General features: G+C 62.0%; 19 protein-coding genes, 1 tRNA gene, 1 pseudogene and 1 riboswitch. Of the genes and pseudogenes, 18 read left to right on the top strand and 3 right to left on the bottom strand.

Annotation, left to right across the window (positions count from 1 at the left end; all coding sequences use genetic code 11):
• Positions 1 to 34: 34 nt before the first annotated feature.
• The 12 genes and pseudogenes from VM621_RS14830 to VM621_RS14775 all read left to right on the top strand — a co-directional run.
• Positions 35 to 646: pseudogene (locus VM621_RS14830) on the top strand (DUF2589 domain-containing protein); the annotation flags it as partial.
• 150 nt (positions 647 to 796) lie between these two features.
• The gene (locus tag VM621_RS14825; RefSeq protein ID WP_325469728.1) at positions 797 to 1,057 is read left to right on the top strand and encodes a hypothetical protein; all 261 of its coding nucleotides are present in this window, start codon (positions 797 to 799) and stop codon (positions 1,055 to 1,057) included.
• A gap of 4 nt (positions 1,058 to 1,061) precedes the next feature.
• Entirely contained in the window at positions 1,062 to 1,505 is a 444-nt protein-coding gene (locus VM621_RS14820; RefSeq protein ID WP_325469727.1) for a hypothetical protein, read from the top strand.
• Between the two features lie 214 nt (positions 1,506 to 1,719).
• The gene (locus VM621_RS14815) at positions 1,720 to 2,151 is read left to right on the top strand and encodes a hypothetical protein (protein WP_325469726.1); all 432 of its coding nucleotides are present in this window, start codon (positions 1,720 to 1,722) and stop codon (positions 2,149 to 2,151) included.
• A 14-nt stretch (positions 2,152 to 2,165) separates the two neighbouring features.
• Positions 2,166 to 2,495 (top strand): hypothetical protein, encoded by a 330-nt coding sequence (locus VM621_RS14810; protein WP_325469725.1) that lies wholly within the window; start codon positions 2,166 to 2,168, stop codon positions 2,493 to 2,495.
• Entirely contained in the window at positions 2,492 to 2,809 is a 318-nt protein-coding gene (locus VM621_RS14805; RefSeq protein WP_325469724.1) for a hypothetical protein, read from the top strand. Before VM621_RS14810 ends, VM621_RS14805 begins: the two co-directional genes overlap by 4 nt.
• An 81-nt stretch (positions 2,810 to 2,890) precedes the next feature.
• Positions 2,891 to 3,469, top strand: coding sequence for a hypothetical protein (locus VM621_RS14800; RefSeq protein WP_325469723.1), 579 nt, complete (start codon positions 2,891 to 2,893; stop codon positions 3,467 to 3,469).
• 101 nt (positions 3,470 to 3,570) lie between these two features.
• The gene (gene serS / locus VM621_RS14795; RefSeq protein ID WP_325469722.1) at positions 3,571 to 4,851 is read left to right on the top strand and encodes a serine--tRNA ligase; all 1,281 of its coding nucleotides are present in this window, start codon (positions 3,571 to 3,573) and stop codon (positions 4,849 to 4,851) included.
• Between the two features lie 110 nt (positions 4,852 to 4,961).
• Positions 4,962 to 5,051 (top strand) — tRNA-Ser (locus tag VM621_RS14790).
• A 252-nt stretch (positions 5,052 to 5,303) separates the two neighbouring features.
• Entirely contained in the window at positions 5,304 to 6,419 is a 1,116-nt protein-coding gene (locus VM621_RS14785; RefSeq protein WP_325469721.1) for an RHS repeat-associated core domain-containing protein, read from the top strand.
• Positions 6,420 to 6,430: 11 nt separating this feature from the next.
• Positions 6,431 to 6,862 (top strand): hypothetical protein, encoded by a 432-nt coding sequence (locus VM621_RS14780; protein WP_325469720.1) that lies wholly within the window; start codon positions 6,431 to 6,433, stop codon positions 6,860 to 6,862.
• Positions 6,863 to 7,052: 190 nt separating this feature from the next.
• Complete coding sequence (locus VM621_RS14775; RefSeq protein ID WP_325469719.1) at positions 7,053 to 8,471, top strand: hypothetical protein; 1,419 nt, start codon at positions 7,053 to 7,055, stop codon at positions 8,469 to 8,471.
• An 87-nt stretch (positions 8,472 to 8,558) separates the two neighbouring features.
• Here the strand turns inward: VM621_RS14775 and VM621_RS14770 are convergent, their stop codons facing one another.
• Positions 8,559 to 8,969 (bottom strand): hypothetical protein, encoded by a 411-nt coding sequence (locus tag VM621_RS14770; RefSeq protein WP_325469718.1) that lies wholly within the window; start codon positions 8,967 to 8,969, stop codon positions 8,559 to 8,561.
• Between the two features lie 58 nt (positions 8,970 to 9,027).
• Positions 9,028 to 9,093: riboswitch (Fluoride riboswitch) on the bottom strand.
• Positions 9,094 to 9,314: 221 nt separating this feature from the next.
• Here VM621_RS14770 and VM621_RS14765 point away from each other — a divergent pair.
• The 3 genes from VM621_RS14765 to VM621_RS14755 are packed head-to-tail and all read left to right on the top strand — an operon-like array spanning position 9,315 to position 12,749.
• Positions 9,315 to 9,746, top strand: a complete 432-nt coding sequence (locus VM621_RS14765; RefSeq protein ID WP_325469717.1) for a hypothetical protein — start codon at positions 9,315 to 9,317, stop codon at positions 9,744 to 9,746.
• Complete coding sequence (locus tag VM621_RS14760) at positions 9,736 to 11,220, top strand: ATPase domain-containing protein (RefSeq protein WP_325469716.1); 1,485 nt, start codon at positions 9,736 to 9,738, stop codon at positions 11,218 to 11,220. Before VM621_RS14765 ends, VM621_RS14760 begins: the two co-directional genes overlap by 11 nt.
• Positions 11,217 to 12,749 (top strand): sensor histidine kinase, encoded by a 1,533-nt coding sequence (locus tag VM621_RS14755; protein WP_325469715.1) that lies wholly within the window; start codon positions 11,217 to 11,219, stop codon positions 12,747 to 12,749. The genes VM621_RS14760 and VM621_RS14755 overlap by 4 nt, the downstream gene beginning before the upstream one ends.
• A 209-nt stretch (positions 12,750 to 12,958) precedes the next feature.
• Here the strand turns inward: VM621_RS14755 and VM621_RS14750 are convergent, their stop codons facing one another.
• A complete protein-coding gene (locus VM621_RS14750; RefSeq protein WP_325469714.1) occupies positions 12,959 to 13,351 on the bottom strand; it encodes a hypothetical protein in 393 nt (130 codons plus the stop codon).
• A gap of 233 nt (positions 13,352 to 13,584) precedes the next feature.
• Here VM621_RS14750 and VM621_RS14745 point away from each other — a divergent pair, with 233 nt between their 5' ends.
• The 3 genes from VM621_RS14745 to VM621_RS14735 are packed head-to-tail and all read left to right on the top strand — an operon-like array spanning position 13,585 to position 15,147.
• Entirely contained in the window at positions 13,585 to 13,824 is a 240-nt protein-coding gene (locus VM621_RS14745) for a hypothetical protein (protein ID WP_325469713.1), read from the top strand.
• Between the two features lie 13 nt (positions 13,825 to 13,837).
• Positions 13,838 to 14,809 (top strand): RHS repeat-associated core domain-containing protein, encoded by a 972-nt coding sequence (locus tag VM621_RS14740; protein WP_325469712.1) that lies wholly within the window; start codon positions 13,838 to 13,840, stop codon positions 14,807 to 14,809.
• Entirely contained in the window at positions 14,806 to 15,147 is a 342-nt protein-coding gene (locus tag VM621_RS14735; RefSeq protein WP_325469711.1) for an Imm40 family immunity protein, read from the top strand. The genes VM621_RS14740 and VM621_RS14735 overlap by 4 nt, the downstream gene beginning before the upstream one ends.
• Positions 15,148 to 15,458: 311 nt before the next feature.
• Here the strand turns inward: VM621_RS14735 and VM621_RS14730 are convergent, their stop codons facing one another.
• Positions 15,459 to 18,311, bottom strand: coding sequence for a TonB-dependent receptor domain-containing protein (locus tag VM621_RS14730; protein ID WP_414674544.1), 2,853 nt, complete (start codon positions 18,309 to 18,311; stop codon positions 15,459 to 15,461).
• Positions 18,312 to 18,412: the final 101 nt, after the last annotated feature.

The following is an 18,412-nucleotide window of genomic DNA, read 5'->3' as shown; positions in this document are numbered from 1 at the left end:
GCGCGGCGCGTCAAACACCACAAGGAGTCACATCATGGCTGACGAACTCGTCAACATTTCAAGCCAGTTCAAGGGTCTGCCCATGGGCGACCTGATCGGCTCGCCGCTGACCGCCGCCTGCGAGGCCCAGGTCAAGCTGGCCCAGGCCACCGCGGATTTCATCAAGGTCATCGGCTTCCTGCCGCCGGCCGCGAATGACGCCACCGGCGTAGGCGCCACACGCACCGCGAGCTTCAAGTTCAAGCGTCCCGTGGACGACCCGAACGGCGCTGGCATCGCCGAGGAAGAGGTCGAGCTGGAAGTGCCGCTGCTGGCCATCGTCAAGGTTCCCAACCTGAGTATCACCACGGTGGACATCACCTTCAACATGGAAGTGAAGTCGTCCTTCAGCCAGACCGAGAAGGATTCGAAGAGCGGCTCGTTCGATGCCTCGATGTCGATCGGCTGGGGCATCTTCAAGGCCACGGCGAGGGTCTCCGGTGCGGTGGCTTCGTCGAAGGAAAGCACCCGCGCATCCGACAACTCGGCCAAGTACAACGTTTCGGTTCACGCCGAAGACGGCGGAGCGCCGGAAGGCCTGATGCGTGTGCTGGACATCCTGCAGACCGCTTGCGCGCCGCGCAAGATCGGCGCGCCGGTGCCGGTGACGAATACGCCGGCGGGTGGTGCGTCGGGTAGCGGTGGCGCGGCCAGCGGTGGCGCTGCGTCTGGCGGTACCGGCAATCCCTGAGCGTTGTGATCCATAACGGATCGCGACGCCCGCGAGGTCGTCGCGATCTCTTCCCGGAGAGACAGGATGTTCGACCTGACCGACGTGAAGTTCGTCAAGCGCGTGGTTGTCGGTAGCGACAATCCCAACCAGATGAATAGCGAGGCGAAGATCGAGGAGGCACGCGCCTTGCTCAACCGCTGCCTCAGCGACTCGCCGCGCGGTTCCATCATCGGTGTGGAAAAGAGCTTCACCATCTTGCAGATCGGCGAGCACCAGGTGGTGCTGCAGTGGATCTGCTACCACGTGGGATTCCCACGCAAACCGTCCTGGCTGGTCGGGGAGTAAGACGATGGCCGTCTGCACGTTCGACCAGTTGTTGTACACGTTGCGTGTCTCGGTCGAGGCCGCCAACGAAGCGCTACGCCGACGTCGCGCCGCGCTTGTCGATGCGGGCGATACCGACGCCCAGGCCCTGCACGTGGAGATTCCACGCGATGCCGGACCCGACGCGCCGCTCGAACCCGTGGTGATCCCGCTGCGCGCGTTTCGCGATCCGCGCGTGCCACAGGTGACCGAGTTGTCGGTGGCCTTCGATTGCCGGCTGCGTTACGAACGTGGGCCGCTTGGCGTGGACGAGCTGGTGATCGATATGCGGCCGGCGCGGCGCGTGTGGTTCCGTCGGGCGCGGGTGCATCACATGAGCATCAGCTTTCTTGCCCGTGACGCCTGGCAGCCGCGCATCGTCCTGGACGATCGGCTGGTGAGCGGTCCGGTCGTGGCGGGGACGGGCTGATGGAGAAGTTGTCGGGGATGAAGGTGTCGCCGGAGTGGGCGAGGGCACTGGTGGCCTGCGTGGATGAGGTGCCCGTGCGGGCGCGCGATCCGCGTCGGGCGTGGGTCTGGGGAGTGGTGGTGGTTTTGTTGGCGATTGCCGGGGGTGCCGGCGTGGCGGTGTGGTTTGGCCGGTAGGGCGGGCTGTGCCTTCTTTTTGGATTGAGGAGAAACGTATGGTTGTGAACATTGGAAGAGCATCGCCGCTGAAGCGGCTCCCACATCGGGCAATGGTGCTTGTCGCGGTTCTGCTACTGCCGGGGCTGGCGTTGGCGGCGCAGCCGCGAGGCGTGTGGACGGGACTGGTGCAGCAGGCCAACACGGACGTGGCGGCGGACGCGACATTCCAGGGCGACGCGGTGAACGTGCATTTCGGCGAGCACTTCTCGTGCGCCGTGCCGGCGAAGTTCCTGAAGGATACCGGGGCCGCATCGGTCTATCGCTTCGGCGTTTCGACCAACGGCGGGAAATTCTGCCAGGACCTGCAGGGCCGCGATGTGACGTTCACGCCGGGTGCGGATGGACGCCTGGCTATCGATTTCCCATCGTCGAAGACCACCTGGCACGGTGAACTCAAGTCGTCGCCGGCGGCGACGCCCCAACCCTGAGCGAGGTCACCCTCATGGACACCATGCTGCTCTTCACCCGCTTCTGGCTGCTGTTGGCGGCGGTGGGTGGCGCCATCCTTCCGGTGGCGCTGGGTAACGAGGCTTCGCGCAAACGTGCCGTCGCGCAGGTGGTGTGCGGGGCGATGATGGCCGTCTTCCTCGCCCCCATGCTGGAACGGCGTTTCCTCCCGGATTCGCCGGCCGAGATCCAGGCCGGCGTCTCCTTCCTGGTCGGCTGTTTCGGGCTGCGGCTGACGATGATCGTCCAGCGGCTCATCGACTCGCGCGGCGAGACGCTGGCCAATCGAGTCATCGACCGTATCGCCGGAGGCGGCAACCCATGAACGATGGTCTTTTTTATCTCTACGCCGACCTCTCATGCAGCCTGGTGATGATGGTATGCGGTTGTTGGCTGCTGACCGACCGCCGCCTCGGCCGCCTGCTGCGGCTTTGCCACGCGTGCATCGCCGCCGGGGCGCTGGTGAACGTACTGGGCATCGTGGCCGACCGGGTGGGATTTCACGAGATCAGCTATGGGCATGTCTGGCCGGGGGAGGTCATGACCAACCTGGGGATGGCCCTGCTGATGACGAAGTGGATCTGGCGGTCGATGCAGCGGCATCGCGAGGCGTCTGCGTTTCCCATCCCGAAGACCTGAGCGCAAGACGCATCCGGTGTTCTCGCGGTGGGTCAACGCTTACCATACGGGCACATCGGAGACCTCCCAAAGGAATACGTCATGGCACTCAACACGCGCGCGGCGCTCGGCCTGGCCGCGGCGATGCTCGGTTCGGCGGCCGTCTGCCAGGCCGCGGTCGCTGAATTGCCGAAGAGCATCCAGGCGCAGCTCCCTCATGGCTTCGAGGTCATGCAATACGCAGCGGGACCGGACCTCGGAAACAAGCGGCAGAGCTTTCTCGTCGTCGTGCACCACGCCGTCGATACTCGCGAGAACGCATCGCCGCGTCCGCTCCTCATCTTCGAAAGCCAGGACGATGGCGCGTTCAAGCTGACCGCTCGCAACGATGTCGCGGTGCTGCGTGCAGACGAGGGTGGGCAATGCGACCCGTTCGACGAGGATGACGATGGACTGGCCGTCAAAGGGATGTACTTCACTGTGCAGAACGCGGTCTCGTGTGGGTCCCACTGGTCGGACTTCGTCACCTTTCGCTACGACGTGACGGCCGGCAAGTGGTTCTTTCAGAGCGAGATCGTGACGACGTCCTTTCCGTTGGAGGGCAAGCCGGACAAGACCTCGGTCACCCGAGCCAACAAGGCGAAGCCGGTCGCGTTCGCGGACTGGAAGCCCGAGCGTTGATGCGGGCCACCCCGGCAGACCCGCCAGGTTGGGCCTGCCAGACCCGTCCGCGCCCAAATTTGCGATAATCCCCGGCTCGTACACCCTCGGAAGCCCCTCTCATGCTGGATCCCGCCCTCCTGCGCGGCAAGCTCGCCGAAACGGCTGAGCGCCTGCGCGCCGCCCGGAACTTCGACCTCGACGTGGTGACGATCGAGCGCCTCGAATCCGAGCGCAAGGCGCTCTCCACCGAGACCCAGGAGCTGCAGAACCTGCGCAACACCCGGTCCAAGGCCATCGGCCAGGCCAAGGGCAAGGGCGAAAGCGTGGACGCGCTCATGGCCGAGGTCGCCGGCATAGGCGACAAGCTCAAGGCCAACGAGCAGGCGCTCGCCGAGGTCCAGGCCAAGCTGGCGGACATCGCCCTGGGCATTCCGAACCTGCCCGACGCGTCCGTGCCCATCGGCAAGGACGAGAACGACAACGTGGAGATCCTGCGTTGGGGTCACCCGCGTCCGTTCGACTTCCCGGTCAAGGACCACGTGGACCTGGGCGCCCGTCACGGCTGGCTCGACGGCGAGGCCGGCGCCAAGCTCTCCGGCGCACGCTTCACCGTGCTACGCGGCCAGCTCGCGCATCTGCATCGCGCGCTCGCCCAGTTCATGCTGGACCTGCACACCACGCGCCACGGCTACCTCGAGCACAACGTGCCGCTGATCGTGAATGCCGCCGCGATGGAAGGCACCAGCCAGCTGCCCAAGTTCGAAGACGATCTGTTCGGCACCATGGTCGACGAGGTGAAGCGCTACCTCATCCCCACCTCCGAAGTGACGCTGACCAACCTCGTGCGCGAGAGCATCGTCGACGCCGACGAGCTGCCCATGCGCATGACCGCGCATTCCATGTGCTTCCGCGCCGAAGCCGGCAGCTACGGACGCGACACCCGCGGCATGATCCGCCAGCACCAGTTCGAGAAGGTCGAGATGGTGCAGATCGCCACCGCCGAGACCAGCTTCGCCCAGCTCGAGGAAATGGTCGGTCATGCCGAAGCCGTGCTTCAGGCGTTGAAGCTGCCGTACCGCAAGGTGCAGCTGTGCACGGGGGATATGGGCTTCGCCGCGGCCAAGACCTATGACCTCGAGGTTTGGCTGCCCAGCCAGAATACGTATCGGGAGATCAGCAGCTGCTCGAACTGCACGGATTTCCAGGCTCGGCGTATGGCTGCCCGTTGGAGGAATCCCGCGAGCAGCAAGCCGGAGTTGGTGCATACGTTGAATGGGTCGGGGTTGGCTGTGGGTCGGACGCTGGTGGCTGTGATGGAGAACTTCCAGCAGGCGGATGGGTCGATCGAGGTGCCGGAAGTGTTGCGGCCGTATATGGCTGGGATTGAGGCTATTGCCTGATCCCTTGGTACCCGGTCGTCGGGTACAATTGGCGCGCTCGAGGTTTCCTGGGTGCGCCAATGGTTAGAGCCGGGTGGGGTGCAATGCCTTCTCGGTGCGTTTGAAAATACGGAGAGATGGCCGAGTGGTTTAAGGCAGCAGTCTTGAAAACTGCCGTAGGTGTGAGCCTACCGTGGGTTCGAATCCCACTCTCTCCGCCAGTGAACTCGCCTAAGTTGTTGAATTTAAATAACTTATGCGCGAGAAAGAGCGGCTGGTATGCCATTGCGTATGCCAGCCGCTGTTGTTTCTAGTTGTTGGGTATGGGGCGTCATTGCGAGGCAAGCGACGTTCGTGGCGACCACGGCGGCTACGAGCGTGGCTAGAACACGAACACCTTCCGGATGTAGGTGGGCAGATCGGATGCTTCATTCCGAACAATAGCGTCAACGGCGCGATCTATGAGGGTGGCTGTGGAAGTGCGACACGCGGCCCAGCGCCGCGCGCGTTTTGACGCGCATGATGCAGCGGTCGGCCTGGCCCCGGCGCGCCAGAGCACTGCCCAGAAGCGGCCCGGTCGCCGCAAGGGCGGAGAGCCGGGGCTGCGCTTCGCTTGCTCGGCCCTCTTGTCCACCGCTATGGCCATATGCGCCGTGTCAGCGCAGGCAGGCGCAAATAAAACGGTGACCTATTACTACACCGACCCCCAAGGGACTCCGCTTGTCGTGACCGACGCGGCGGGCAATGCCATCCAGCAGAGCGATTTTTCCCCGTACGGCAAGCAAGTGCTAGGTACGGCTGCGAGTGGACCTGGGTTTACGGGTCACGCCAACGACCCTGAAAGCGGCTTGGTGTATATGCAGGCCCGTTATTACGACCCGGACATTGGACGTTTTCTGAGCGTAGACGTTGTCAACGCAAATCCAGGAGACGTGTTTTCGACCAACATGTATCTCTATGTTCGTGCGTCGCCGTCAATGTTGACCGACCCGGATGGCAAGCAAGCGCGCGGTGGCAAGGACATGGAGATATGCGACGGTCCTGTGCCCTGCGATCAGATGACGTCAAGTTCGAGCGGCATGATTAGCGGACAGTACGACAAGATTGCTGATCGGGTCTTCGAGCACAAAACCGCCGATGAGCTCGGAAAAGCTGCTGCGTCAGAAATGCCAGAGCAGCTTCGCGCCGCCCTTGCCTACATAATCGGCTCGCCGCAGGGGAGAGCGCTCGTCCTGGCATCGCTGCGGACCGGCGAGAAGATCAGCCTCGTTCAGATGCCCGCTTCAGCGTTGCAGATGCGGTACGAACCGAGCGTGGGGGCTGTTTTTTACACGCTCAATATAGCAGCCTACAAAGCGCGCTATGTAAACAGTCCCTTCAATTCGGAGGTTCGGGATCAGACCCTCGATGTGATTTTGATGCACGAGTTTGCTCATACGTCCTTAGGGCGGGAAGTGTTCGGCATCGAAGCAAAGCCGCATTCGACCAAAGACGAACTTGAGACCGTGCGGAAGGTCGAGAATCCGTACCGGGCGTTTTACGGCGTACCGAAACGCGAAACATATTCCGGTATGCCGGTGGAACACTAACGGAGCTTGAGATGAGCCACGCGCTATTCGCCTTGATGCTCTTGAGCGGCCAGACCGCGACAACGACAGATTGTGGGGCCGTCACGCACAGGGCACAGATAGCCGAGTCCATGCTCAGCGTGAAGAAGGCGGCCTTGGTCGAACCAACGATAGGTGAGTTGCCTACAAAAGAAGGAACGCGCGAGTGCGTTCGCGTCGAGTTCTCTCTGACTCCGTGGGGAACAATATACCGCCTCCGCTTCGCTGAGACGTCTCACAATTACCCGTTCGAGGTGGCCGTGAGGCGTGCCATCGATAAATACGAGTTCCAGGGCTCGTTGTTGGGATTGTTTGATACAAAAACCCTTGTCTTTGAAGGCGTGGACAACAAACGGCCCGAATCCTGGGGTCCGGCATGCGCCAAGTACGACTGCGGCGACCGGCCAGGAAACAAGCCCCGGTAGCGTTCCTATTCGTTGGGAAACAAGTGCGCGATTCATCATAAGTCGTGGTCGAACATTCTCCGCTCTTTGGCGAGCGAGAGAGTCCCGTGAGAGTTTGACGCCGGAGGCAGCGCCTTCAAAAATGACGTCGCACGCTTCTCGGGTAGAGAACATCAATCGAGTCGACAGACGTCGACACAGGGGCAATGGAATGATTTCGAAGATGCAGGGCGCGGAAGAAAGTCGCGTGGGCTCAGTCGCGCAGTGCACCCCGTCCCGCTTGAGCATAATAGCGGTTGTTGCGTTGGTGGCCTGTATGCAGGCGCGCGCGCAAACTGTGTCGCAGCCAGAGGATGAGTACAAGAAGCTAGTCAAGGTTGGCGAGGACATTCAGCCTCTTGGCGAAAATCCGTTCGGCGAACGAATCAACCTATACGACGGGGGCCTCTCTTTCCACCAGGTGGACGTCACGGTTACCGGAAACGGGCCGGCCATCACCGTGGGGCGCGAGCTTGAGCTGCACAACGTCGATGACCGTCCGGATCTTCAGAACCGCGCTTTTGGCGACTGGGACATTGACGTCCCTGTCATTACAACCACGACCGCCAACCAGAACAACGTCCAGGGATGGGTGGTGGGGTCAGAGGACCACCCGAACTGGATTTGCACTTATTTCAGGGAGCCGCCAAGCGTGGCTGCCCCCGGCGGTGATTCTGAGCGCGCGGACTGGGAGCCGAAAACGTGGTGGACGGGGTACCAGCTGCACATTCCCGGCGAAGGAAGCCAAGAGCTGTTGACCCGCAGCGAGTACTTTACGGCATCCCCTGGCATCAACAATCTGGCGTATCCGATTGTCACGAAGCAAAACTGGGCATTGGGTTGCCTTGATGGGCCCGCCGACAAAACCACGACCCAAGGCTTCCTTGCTGTTTCGCCGGATGGCACAAAATACTGGTTCAACCACATCTCGTACCGTTACATGCCAAATATCTACCGGCCGCTGGATTCCGGCCCAGGCCTGCGTTCGGCGTCAACGGACGGCGTTTTCTCACCGATGGCTCTCGACCAGGACATGCTGGCGCGCCGCGAAGGGCGCATGCTGGTGACGCGGATAGAGGACCGTTATGGAAATTCGGTCGAGTATCACTACTCCGGCGATCAGGTGACCGACATCACCGCGAGCGATGGCCGTCACGTCACAATCGCCTATGAGGACGGCTCGCAACGGGTCTCGAGCGTGACCGTACAGGGCGGGGCTTCAGGAACACGCACCTGGTCTTATTCCTACGCCCAGGGGGGGTTCCTCCACGCGTTGACGGCAGTTACGCAACCGGATGGTTCACAGTGGGGGTTCGACCTGGCTTGGGATGTCGCGTCGATCCCCCGAGTAGGGGTGTCTTCGGGTCGGACCGACAACGCACCCGCCGCTCGTTGGCATAGCGTCGCGTTGTCCCTCCGATGGTCTGAGTTCCATATCGCTCTGCAGCGGGATGGGACTTACAGAGCGCTCTGCAGGGCGCGAACGATTACGGTCGCGAAAGATCGGTGTATCACGGAAGAACAATGGATCAGACATACACGGTGCAGTGCGGCAGGCAAGACAGCGCTGAGTCACCCGCCCAGTGATTGAGGCCGACGGTGAGGGCAAGCCGCAACAGGGCAGGGCGACCAGCGCGGCGCCGACAGCGATACCCACGCCCGTCATAGGTATGGCTGGTCAGTCGCGCAGGGTGAGCAAAATGCCGCGTCTGCTAAACACCTCCTGTAACGCATGGGGTGGGTGCATGCAGATGACATGCGTCACCCCCTCGGCATCGGCTGTGTCTGCAATGGCCTCCATGGTGGGAGGCGACACGATGACGGCTGTGACTTTGATCCCCGCCCGCTTGCCCGTCCAGACCAGCGCATCAAGGTCGTCTTGCAGGTCCGGTACCGTTGTCGCATTTGTCGGATTCGGGAGCAGCAAGCCTGCGATGAACACCGAAGCGCGGTCGCTGGCCGCGTGCCCGAACGCCCGCAATACCGCAGTGCCGGCCAAGGGTGTGCAGTCATACAGCACCATGTAGAGCGGGCGGCAAGACCCGCCGGTAGCAAAGCCGGAACGAATGAAAGTTGCATCGATGCTCATCACACGCTCCAAGTGAGCGCTGCCGACAAGTGGCGCGCTACCCAGGCCGCCTTGCAGCGTATGGGTAAGCATCATCAGCCAAGGCGGCGGTTGGGTCAGGAAACAGGCCATCTCCTGTGCGCGGATGGTACCCAGTCCGCAGGTGACCGTGCCGTATAGGTGCATTGCCACCGCCGCGCACGAGGCGCCGCGTTCATGTTTGGGCATGTCATACACGAAGACCGGCGCGGCACGTGGACCCCTTTGGTCTCCACGTACGTTCAAGTCCGGCTTTAGGTGGGTCACCGGTCACTGGGAATTGGAGTAGGCTGGAACGTCAACGCGCGCAGGGACACATTTTACTGAATGGAAATCGAGGCAAGCGAGAAGATCGGTTTTGCCCTGATGCAGCGCGTGCGAAGCGGTGCCGACAGCGCAGTCCTCGCCGAAGAGGTCGTCGGTGTGTGGCGCCAGATCCAGGGCGTGCTGACGCCGATTCTCGGGCGTCGCGGCATGACCGTCTTGTTCAAGCGCGCACTTTCCGTCACGGGGAAAGCCGTCCCCTGGCTCGCCGCTGTCGACGAGCAGTCCATGACCGAGATGGACTTAGATGCCCTCCGGGCTGCCTGTGCAGCCCAGCCAACCAACGTCGTTGTCGACGGCGCACGCGCGTTCTTCAAATCGTTTTACGACCTCCTCAGCAGCTTGATCGGTGCCTCTCTGACCGCACAGCTCCTATCTCCGGTCAGTGTGACCTCCCCTCACGATGCCAGCGAGACCCCAGGCCATGAGCAGTAACGTCAATATCCGCCGTTTGCCGACCGGAGTCGAAGGCCTGGACGATGTCCTCGGCGGTGGCATTCCTGAGTATTCGTTCAACCTCATCGCGGGTGCACCAGGCTGCGGGAAGACCACACTCGCCCACCAGATGATGTTTTCCATGACGACCATGGAGCGCCCGACGCTGTACTTCACCGTGCTCGGCGAGCCGCCGCTGAAGATGCTCCGCTACATGCAGCAGTTTCCATTTTTTGACAAGGCGGTCGTCAGCCAGTCGGTGCGTTTTATCAACCTGACCGACGAAACCCTCGTGGGTGATCTGGACGCCGTGCTGGACCGCATCATCCAGGAAGTCAAAACCCATAATCCCGGCCTGATTTTTGTGGACTCCTTCCGGTCGGTGGCGATGGCCAGCACAGCGCTTGGCAACGCCCAGCACCATCTGCAACGATTCGTGCAAAAGCTCGGGATGGTGATGACGAGCTGGCAGGCGACCACCTTCCTCATCGGCGAGTATTTCGATGAGGCGGATGCCAATCCGGTCTTCACCATCGCCGACGGTTTGATTTGGGTGCGGCAAAGCCTCATGCGCAATTCGATGGTCCGCAAACTCGAAGTGATGAAAATGCGCGGCCAGCCGTCCCTGCCGGGGCTGCACACCTTCCGTATCACCTCCGATGGCGTGAAGGTCTTCGCACCCGTCGCAGCCCTGCCAAGGACGAAGAACAACGCGTTGCCCGCCCTTACCGAGCGGGTGGGAATGGGGGTGACGGAACTCGACGAGATGATGGGCGGTGGCTTGCCCCGCGGTTACTCTTTGCTGGTCGCCGGCCCCTCGGGGTCTGGCAAAAGCATCATGGCTGCGGCCTTCCTTGCCGAAGGCGCACGGGTCGGCGAGGCCGGGGTCATGGTGTCTTTCGAGCAGCATCCGCACCGCACCCACGCCGTGGTCCTCCGGGACCTCGTCGAGCGTGGAACCATCGGAGTCGTGGGTGTGCCAGTCTCGGGCCTATCCATCAACGAGGTGCTCCTGCTGGTCTTGAGCGAGGTCCGTCGGCTCAATGCCACCCGCGTTGTCATCGATTCCTTGTCCGGTTTTGAGCTCGCCATTGCACCGAGCTTCAAGGCAGACTTCCGGGAGTCGTTGTCGCAGATGGTGTTCGCTCTGGCCGATGAGGGCGTGACCGTCATGATGACATCCGAACTCGAAGACCGGTACAACGACTTGCGCTTCAGTCCGTACGGCACGGCCTTCATGACCGACGCCATCGTCGTGCAGCGCTATGTCGAAATCGACAGCCGCCTGATGCGTTTCCTGGCCGTGGCCAAGCTGAGGGCGAGCAATCATTCGGATGAGTTGCGTCGGTACACGATTGATGACAGTGGCATCCACATAGGCCCGCCGGTCAGTGGATACCAGGGGTTGCTTGGCGGTCGACCGTTACGCTCGTTGAATGAGAGCGCAGAGCCGCTTGTGGGCGAGCCGCTGTGAGCGCAGGGCAGGGAGGTCCGCAAGGTCCGGTCCCTGCCGCAGGCGAAGCCGAAGCGCGCCTCATCGCCCTCAACCAACAACTGGCCGCGCGTCTCGGGGAAGCCGAGGACCGCGTTCGCACCAGCACCCGCCTGCTGGACGACATGTCTCGCTCCATTGGGCCCGACGTCCTGACTCGGTTGCCCAACCGTGTGTTGTTGCTTGATCGCCTGGTCCAGGCCACGGCCACCGCAAGCTTCCACCACACTCGGCTTGCCCTCTTGCTGGTCCAGATCGGCAATTTCCGCATGGTGGTCGAGCAGTTCGGCAGGGAGTCGGCAAACGCCCTCCTGCGCCTCATCGCCGGACGAATTCGGGATACTTTGGGGACAATTGAAACCGTCAGCCGTCACGAGGCCTATGGTTTCCTCGTCTTGTTGCCCGAGGTCTTCTTTGACGACGCCGACTCGGTTGGCCAGCGCATTCTCTCCGCACTAGACGCGTTATTAGGCATCGACGGCAGCATGCCGCATTTGAAAGTCGGCATCGGGGTAGCCTTTTTTCCCGACCATGGCCAGTCTCCGCTGGACCTCGTTGGAAGTGCCGAAGCTGCCGCACGGCACGCGCTGCACAGCGGGAGCCGTGCCATCGTCATCTTTGACCGGTCCATGCGGCAGCCGCCCTCGTTCCCCCTTTCCGTTGATGTCGGGTTATCGAAGATTCAACCCCCTGATGAGGCGCTCCTCGTCACCGAGGGCTCGCCGCTTCAGGCGTACATGTGCGAAGCGAACGAGCAACTGCTGATGGCGTCTCTCACTTCGCTCGAAAGGAAGGAACTCGCCGAGCAGGCCCTGCAGCGGCAGACGGATTTTCTGGCCGTGCTGGCGCACGAGTTGCGGACGCCATTGACGCCCATCAGCCTGGCGTCAGCCATGATGAGCGATGTTGGATCCGACCAGATTCCACGGCTGCAGGACGTCATCAATCGGCAGATTGTGCACATCTCCCGCTTGCTCACGGACCTGCTGGAAGTCGCGCGCATCAACACGGGTAAAGTAAGACTCCAGCGCGAATCGGTCTCCATCGCGAACGTCATCGAGCAGGCTATCGACACCTGCATGCCGACCATCAAGGTCCGCAGCCAGTTGCTCACCAGTTCGTTGCCCAAGGGCATGGTGCGCGTCTTGGGCGACCCAGTCCGGTTGGCCCAGATATTTACCAATCTTCTCGACAACGCGTCGAAATACACGCCTGAGCACGGCGCCATTGGCGTGCAGGTGGAAGCGGACGAGAAATGGGTCAGGGTTACTGTGACCGACAGCGGCATCGGCATCTCCCCCGATTCGCTGTCGGACATCTTCGAGCCCTTCGTCCAGGACCGAACCGCTGTGGCCCACAACGGAACGGGCCTCGGCATCGGTCTGACTGTGGTCCGGGATATGTGCAAGGCGCACGGCGGACGGGTGGAGGCTTATAGCGAGGGAGCCAATACGGGGGCGAGTTTCGTGGTGACTCTCGCCCGGATGTCGGATTCCGGTCGCCAGCACTGAGCGACGCCACCCCGGTTTACCCCCAGATGTCGATGGTGCTGATTCAGGGAAGCTCAGACAAGCCCGACTCCCGTCGCGGGTCGTGAGCCGGGCTGGTGCGGAGGCCGTAAACCGTACGGCTTCATGGCGGAGCGGGAGGCCTTGCTCGTTCGCGGTCGGCAGCGTAGTACGACGCATCCCGTTGTCGAGTGCACGGCCGAGGACGATCATCATGGAAGGCGACGTGGCTCAACCGACGCGCTCACCCGGTCGATGGCATCGGCAAGTTCAAGAAGGCTGAAGGGCTTTCGAATAGGCACAGCACCGCGCGGGACGTCACCCGTATCTGCATCACTGTCCGAGGTCATGACCAGGACGGCGAGCGCGGGATTGCAGGCGCGCGCTTCAGCCAGATACACGCCCTCCGGGTTCTCTCCCGCGGCAGGCACCGAAGCCACGAGGAAGTGGACCTGGTCGCGACTGGCGGCCCACGCGGCAGCGCCCGCGTGTGTGCCGGCAATGCCGACAATGTAGCCGCGATGGCGGAGGCAGTCTGCGACCCCCTCAGCCAGGACGTGGTGCGACTCGATGACCACTGCGTAGCGCGTATCCGACTCAGCCATTGTTCGTCTTCGTGTGGGGAGTCCGCACAGAATGACCGTTGGCGCGGACGAGGATGTGACGAACCCAGCCTTTCAAGAAGGCGTGCGCGGCCGAGCTTGCGCGTATCCCAGAGGCCCGACAGCCACCGCCAGCGACCTTTTCCAAGCCATGTATCGCCAGTTTATCGCTGGTGCCTCCCTGCCATCCTTCGGCACCGTCGCTGTCTGCCAGTACGACGGGTGCGCCCAGTCACATGAAGGCAGTCGCCAGTTGGAGCGCATCGGCCAGTGCGACGAGCTACCAGCTCACCGCCAAGGCATCGCCGCCGCCCGAGAGCGGCGACGGTCTCATCTACAACGGACCGCTGACATCGTTCAGCTACTTCGCCCAGGGCGTCAATTCGACCATCTCGTTCACGGTCAAGGCGTGCAACGCCAACGGATGCTCAGCCAACAGCAACAGTGCCTCGACGCAGGTGCCCAATGGGAACTGAATCGATGAGGACGATGACTTGCATTCGCCGTTGGCTCGCGGTCGGCTTGTTGTTGGCAGTCAGTCCGGCATGTCTCGCGCAGGTCGCCGAGACCGTTACCTACTACTACACCAACCAGCAGGGGACTCCGCTCGCGACGGCGGACGCGTCGGGCAACATCCTGACGACGTCCGACTACCGGCCTTATGGCGATCAGGTGCTGGGGGCGCCAGCCGGGGGGCCGGGGTACACGGGCCATGTAAATGATCCTGATTCGGGCCTGGTGTACACGCAGGCGCGGTACTACGACCCGGCGGTGGGGAGGTTCTTGGGAACTGACCAGGTCGTTCCGTCTCCAGGAAATCCGCTCACTTTTGGCCGATACGCCTATGCCGCCGACAACCCCGTTGCGAACGTCGACGCGGACGGTCGGTGCGTCGACGGTCTGACCTGCGATTCGATGGCGAAATCTATTGCCACCCATCCGGACGCATTCAAGGCTTTAGGGCCATATGCAGCGGGGGCGGCTGGCATCATGCCGCTTCCCACTGTGATCTTGGGCGGGGACGCTGCGATAGCTGCTGTTGGCGGCACTGCTGCCAAGGCGGCAGTTGCAAAAGTTGCGGCCGGGGCAGCGGAGACGACTGGAGAGGGCGCTGCCGCTGCAAGCGAAACTGCCACGGGCGAAGCTTCCTCTCTCGTTGAGGCGAATGGCCAGGGATTCTTCAGTGGATCTCGTTATTCGAGCAAGGTCGTAGAACAGATGGGCAAAGGGGCAGGTGAGTATCATTCGTTTCCGGAGTCCGTCACTGCCTTTGAAGAAAATGGCAGCGTATCCAGTATCACGGGCGGAGACGGTTTGCCCTATCAGAAACTTGAGATTCCCGGCGAGTATGGTTCGAGTTCCGGATCTGGAGGAAAAGGTGTGTTCGAGTTCATCAAGGACGAAAGCGGTAAGATCAACCATCGACTATTCGTTCCAGACAAAGCGGGGCCGACAGAATGACATTGCCATCCGCCTACGACGATCTGCTTCTTAATAAAGGATTTTCGTTGTCCGAGCGCTTCGGTATTGCGGACATCGCGCTTCGCCGCGAGGATGCCTTGGTCGGGGCAGACCTCCTGCTTCATGCAGGGTGCGTGATTCTCGGCGGCGACGTGTATTTCAAGGACGGTGAGCATTTGAGCCTCGCCTATGCGAACTGGTTCACGGATAGGAAAGAAGGCGAAGATTTAGCGGATTTTGTGCTGCGGTCTCACGCGCATACCGTGGCATATATCGCTAACTTTCCTGAGAACGCCCATCATGAAGCACTGTTTTCACTCGTAACTCCATCGACGTGAGGAATGGCTTTGTGAAGAGTCGTTTCCCGGGGTTTGCGGCGTAGCTGTAATGACCCATCTCTGTCTGCACAGGTCAGGCTGCTAAGGCATTGTTCACTGCCGCGGCCAACCAGTCCGGCCCTTCGTTGCGTGGTTGTTGGGAAACCATCTACAACCATTACGTCAACCGCATGGGCGTCGACGCGCCTTGCATTCGCAAATGGCGCACAACACCGAGTTCAGAAGCCGCACGCAACACGTACAGGCGATCCCAAGGATCGCCCCTCTGCCTGGCATCGAGCCGTGCGGAGGGGCGATTCTCGTTTGCGTTATCAAAACGACACCGTGGCGCGGACCCAGTAGTAGCGGCCGAGCAGGTCATACGTGGCAACGTCGGTGTTGGCGTTGTTGACGTTGTTGGAGAAGAACAAAGGCGGCTGTTTGTCGGCGAGATTGTCCACGCCCAGTTCGATACGCGTATGCCAGGGCTCGACCCGATAAGCCACCTGCACGTTGTGATAGACGTATGCACCGATCTTGCGCTCGACACCCGGGACGTCGGAGTCGGCCGAAAGGCCCTGGTCGAGATCGGCACTGCCGACCTGGGTGCGGCCGACGTAACGCAGCCGCCACGACGCACTCCAGTTGCCCAGCGACCAGTTCAGCGTGCCAAGCGCACGCCACCGCGGGAAGTTGCCGTAGGAATAGGTGTAGATACCGGCGTTGTGGATTACGACGGAGCTGGTGTCGGTCGTATCCGGATTGATGTCGTAGCGCTTCATGTACGTGCCGTTGAGCGAGGCATTGAATTTGCCGTAGCGAGACTCGGGGAAGCGATAGGCGAGGCCGACGTCGGTGCCCGCTGCCCAGAGCTTGCCGAGGTTCACCGTGGGTTCGGCGACGTAATTGATCGTGCCGTTGCCGTTACGACGGATCAGCGGACAGAAGGCGCTGTCCGGATTGGCGTAGCACTGGTTGAGCACGGTCTGCGCCGAGACACTGGAGATCGTGTCCTGCAGGTTGATCTTCCAGCTGTCGATGCTCAACGACAGGCCTTCGAGCCAGTGCGGATCGTAGACCAGGCCAATGTCGTAGGAACGGCCGGTTTCGGGTTTGAGCTGGTAGCCAGCGACCACGGAGCCTGATGCCTTGCCAGAGACCTGGCCATCCGCCTGCCGGTAAGAGCCGTCCACCGGCACGTTGGCGCAGGCAGCCGCGTGGCCGCCGGTGTAGCCGTTGCAGGGATCGTTAGCGGTGGCCGAGTCGCCCGCTACACCGGCATAGAGTTCGGTGGTGTTGGGTGCACGGAAGACCTGGGACACCGTCCCGCGAAGCAGGAGGTCGTCCATCGGACGCCACTCGAGCGCGATCTTGCTGTTGGTCTTGCTACCCACGGTGCTGTAGTCGGACCAGCGCGAGCCCACGGTCAGGTTGAGGGATCGGATGCCGGGCAGGTCGGAAAGCAGGGGCACCAGCGCTTCGGCATAGGCTTCCTTCACGTTGAAGCTGCCGGCCAGAGTAGTGCCACAGTACTCGATAACACCACACAGGCCGTTCTCGTCGGCGGTCCACAGCGGATCGGCCTGGGTCGACGTGCTCTCCTTCCGATAGGAGAAGCCGCTGGCCAGGCTGACCGTGCCCGCCGGCAGGTCGAACAGGTCGCCGTTGGCGTTGGCTTCAAACTGTTTGACGGTATAGACGGTACTGACGGACGGATTGACGATCATCGATTGCAGCGTGGCGAGGCTGGACGCCGAGTTGAGATTGAAGATGTCCAGCGGTGTACAGCCGGCGATTGCGTTGCCCGCGGTGCCACAGCGCACCGTGCCGTTCGTGTCGCGGAACGACGGTCCCACGGCCTGATTGAACTTGTCGTAGTCGAGGAAGCCGTTGTTACGCGAGATCTGCCGCACCCGACCGTAGTTGATGTCGGCGTCCCACTGCCAGGTGCTGTTGCCGAACGAGCCGCGCAGGCCGGGATTGAGCTGCAGGTTGTACGTATTGTACTGGTAGCTGCGGTTACCGAGCACGGTGGCGCGCGTGTTGAGATCGTTGTACGAGGTGCCGGTGGTCCGGTCGGTACCGAAGTTCACGCCGAACGGGTTGTAGTAGCTGTTGGCAGAAACGAGGAAGTTGTCGCCGTTGGCGAAGATGGGGATCGGCGCGATTACCGACGACGATTTTGTCTTGCTGAAGTAACCGTTGAGATAGGCCTGCACGTCCGGCGTGATCTGGTACTTGCCCAGCACGAAGGCGTTCGTGCGCTTCTGCGGCGTCTGTAGCAGGTTGTACGGTTGATAGTTGTACGAGTCGCCGCTGGCATAACAATGGAAGTCGCCCCGGCCGGTCTGTCCCGCGACACCCGGGTTGAGGGTGACCCGAGAGCAGCCGGACGAAGCGGCCAGGGCCTGGGACGCGGCGGAACCGTCGTTGAAGTTGACCGAACCACCTGGCGTGGCGGACGAGCCCTGCTTCACGGATGTGCTGTCGACCAGGTAGAGCGCGTCCTTCGAATAGTTGCGCGCGGCCGCCGAGACCGCGTCGATATCGCTGTACGACAGGCCGGCAATGACGCTGTAGTTGCTGCCGGTGTGGCCAGCGGTGAGCGCGAAGTTGCGTCGGTCGCCGTCGCTGCGCTTGCTGGTGCCGAAGTCGCTGGAGACCTGCACACCGTCGTAGCGGTCGCGCAGGATGAAATTGACCACACCACCGATGGCATCCGATCCGTAGACAGCGGAGGCGCCGTCGCTGAGCACTTCGATGCGCTCGATCATGCCGGCTGGAATGGCATTGATGTCGTTATAGGCCAGACGTACGCCGTTGACGAGGATCAGCGTTCGTTTCTCGCCCAGGCCGCGCAGTGAGACCGTCGACGCACCGGTGCCGCCGCCGTTGTTGGTATTGGGATTGGTCGCATTGCCCGCAATGGAGGGCAACTCCTGGACAAGATCGCCCAGGGTCGGTTTGCCTGTGGCTTCGATGGCGGCGCGATCGAGGGTGATGACAGGATTGGCGGTTTCGGCATCGACGCGGCGGATGCGTGAGCCGGTGACCGTGACGCCCTCCAGTGTTTTCGCTTCGGAGGCGGTCGCTGTGGAGCCGTCCTGTGCATGGACGAGGCCCGTGCCGCCCATCAGGGCGAGGCAGAGGGCAGCATGCAGCTTCTTGCTATGACATAAATACATGGCTTTCCTCGGTGGCGGTGGCGGTGGCGAAAGGGTGCAGAAGTCCGACGGCCGGTCGAGCGACCGGTCGTGGAGGTGTGGAGCGAATCCCTGCGCGCGAA

This window comes from Luteibacter sp. (genome assembly GCF_035539195.1).
In the GTDB taxonomy this organism is placed as follows: Bacteria; Pseudomonadota; Gammaproteobacteria; order Xanthomonadales; family Rhodanobacteraceae; genus Luteibacter.
Note: the sequence above shows the minus strand (reverse complement) of the source record. Positions and strands in the feature narration are given on the sequence as shown.

Bases quoted from the DNA above. Each gene is read 5' to 3' on its own strand.
- serS (WP_325469722.1), top strand. From the start codon at position 3,571: ATGCTGGATCCCGCCCTCCTGCGCGGCAAGCTCGCCGAAACGGCTGAG.
- VM621_RS14815 (WP_325469726.1), top strand. From the start codon at position 1,720: ATGGTTGTGAACATTGGAAGAGCATCGCCGCTGAAGCGGCTCCCACAT.
- VM621_RS14770 (WP_325469718.1), bottom strand. From the start codon at position 8,969: ATGAGCATCGATGCAACTTTCATTCGTTCCGGCTTTGCTACCGGCGGG.
- VM621_RS14775 (WP_325469719.1), top strand. From the start codon at position 7,053: ATGATTTCGAAGATGCAGGGCGCGGAAGAAAGTCGCGTGGGCTCAGTC.
- VM621_RS14730 (WP_414674544.1), bottom strand. From the start codon at position 18,311: ATGTATTTATGTCATAGCAAGAAGCTGCATGCTGCCCTCTGCCTCGCC.
- VM621_RS14745 (WP_325469713.1), top strand. From the start codon at position 13,585: ATGAAGGCAGTCGCCAGTTGGAGCGCATCGGCCAGTGCGACGAGCTAC.
- VM621_RS14825 (WP_325469728.1), top strand. From the start codon at position 797: ATGTTCGACCTGACCGACGTGAAGTTCGTCAAGCGCGTGGTTGTCGGT.
- VM621_RS14750 (WP_325469714.1), bottom strand. From the start codon at position 13,351: ATGGCTGAGTCGGATACGCGCTACGCAGTGGTCATCGAGTCGCACCAC.
- VM621_RS14760 (WP_325469716.1), top strand. From the start codon at position 9,736: ATGAGCAGTAACGTCAATATCCGCCGTTTGCCGACCGGAGTCGAAGGC.
- VM621_RS14740 (WP_325469712.1), top strand. From the start codon at position 13,838: ATGACTTGCATTCGCCGTTGGCTCGCGGTCGGCTTGTTGTTGGCAGTC.
- VM621_RS14735 (WP_325469711.1), top strand. From the start codon at position 14,806: ATGACATTGCCATCCGCCTACGACGATCTGCTTCTTAATAAAGGATTT.
- VM621_RS14780 (WP_325469720.1), top strand. From the start codon at position 6,431: ATGAGCCACGCGCTATTCGCCTTGATGCTCTTGAGCGGCCAGACCGCG.
- VM621_RS14810 (WP_325469725.1), top strand. From the start codon at position 2,166: ATGGACACCATGCTGCTCTTCACCCGCTTCTGGCTGCTGTTGGCGGCG.
- VM621_RS14820 (WP_325469727.1), top strand. From the start codon at position 1,062: ATGGCCGTCTGCACGTTCGACCAGTTGTTGTACACGTTGCGTGTCTCG.
- VM621_RS14800 (WP_325469723.1), top strand. From the start codon at position 2,891: ATGGCACTCAACACGCGCGCGGCGCTCGGCCTGGCCGCGGCGATGCTC.
- VM621_RS14805 (WP_325469724.1), top strand. From the start codon at position 2,492: ATGAACGATGGTCTTTTTTATCTCTACGCCGACCTCTCATGCAGCCTG.
- VM621_RS14765 (WP_325469717.1), top strand. From the start codon at position 9,315: ATGGAAATCGAGGCAAGCGAGAAGATCGGTTTTGCCCTGATGCAGCGC.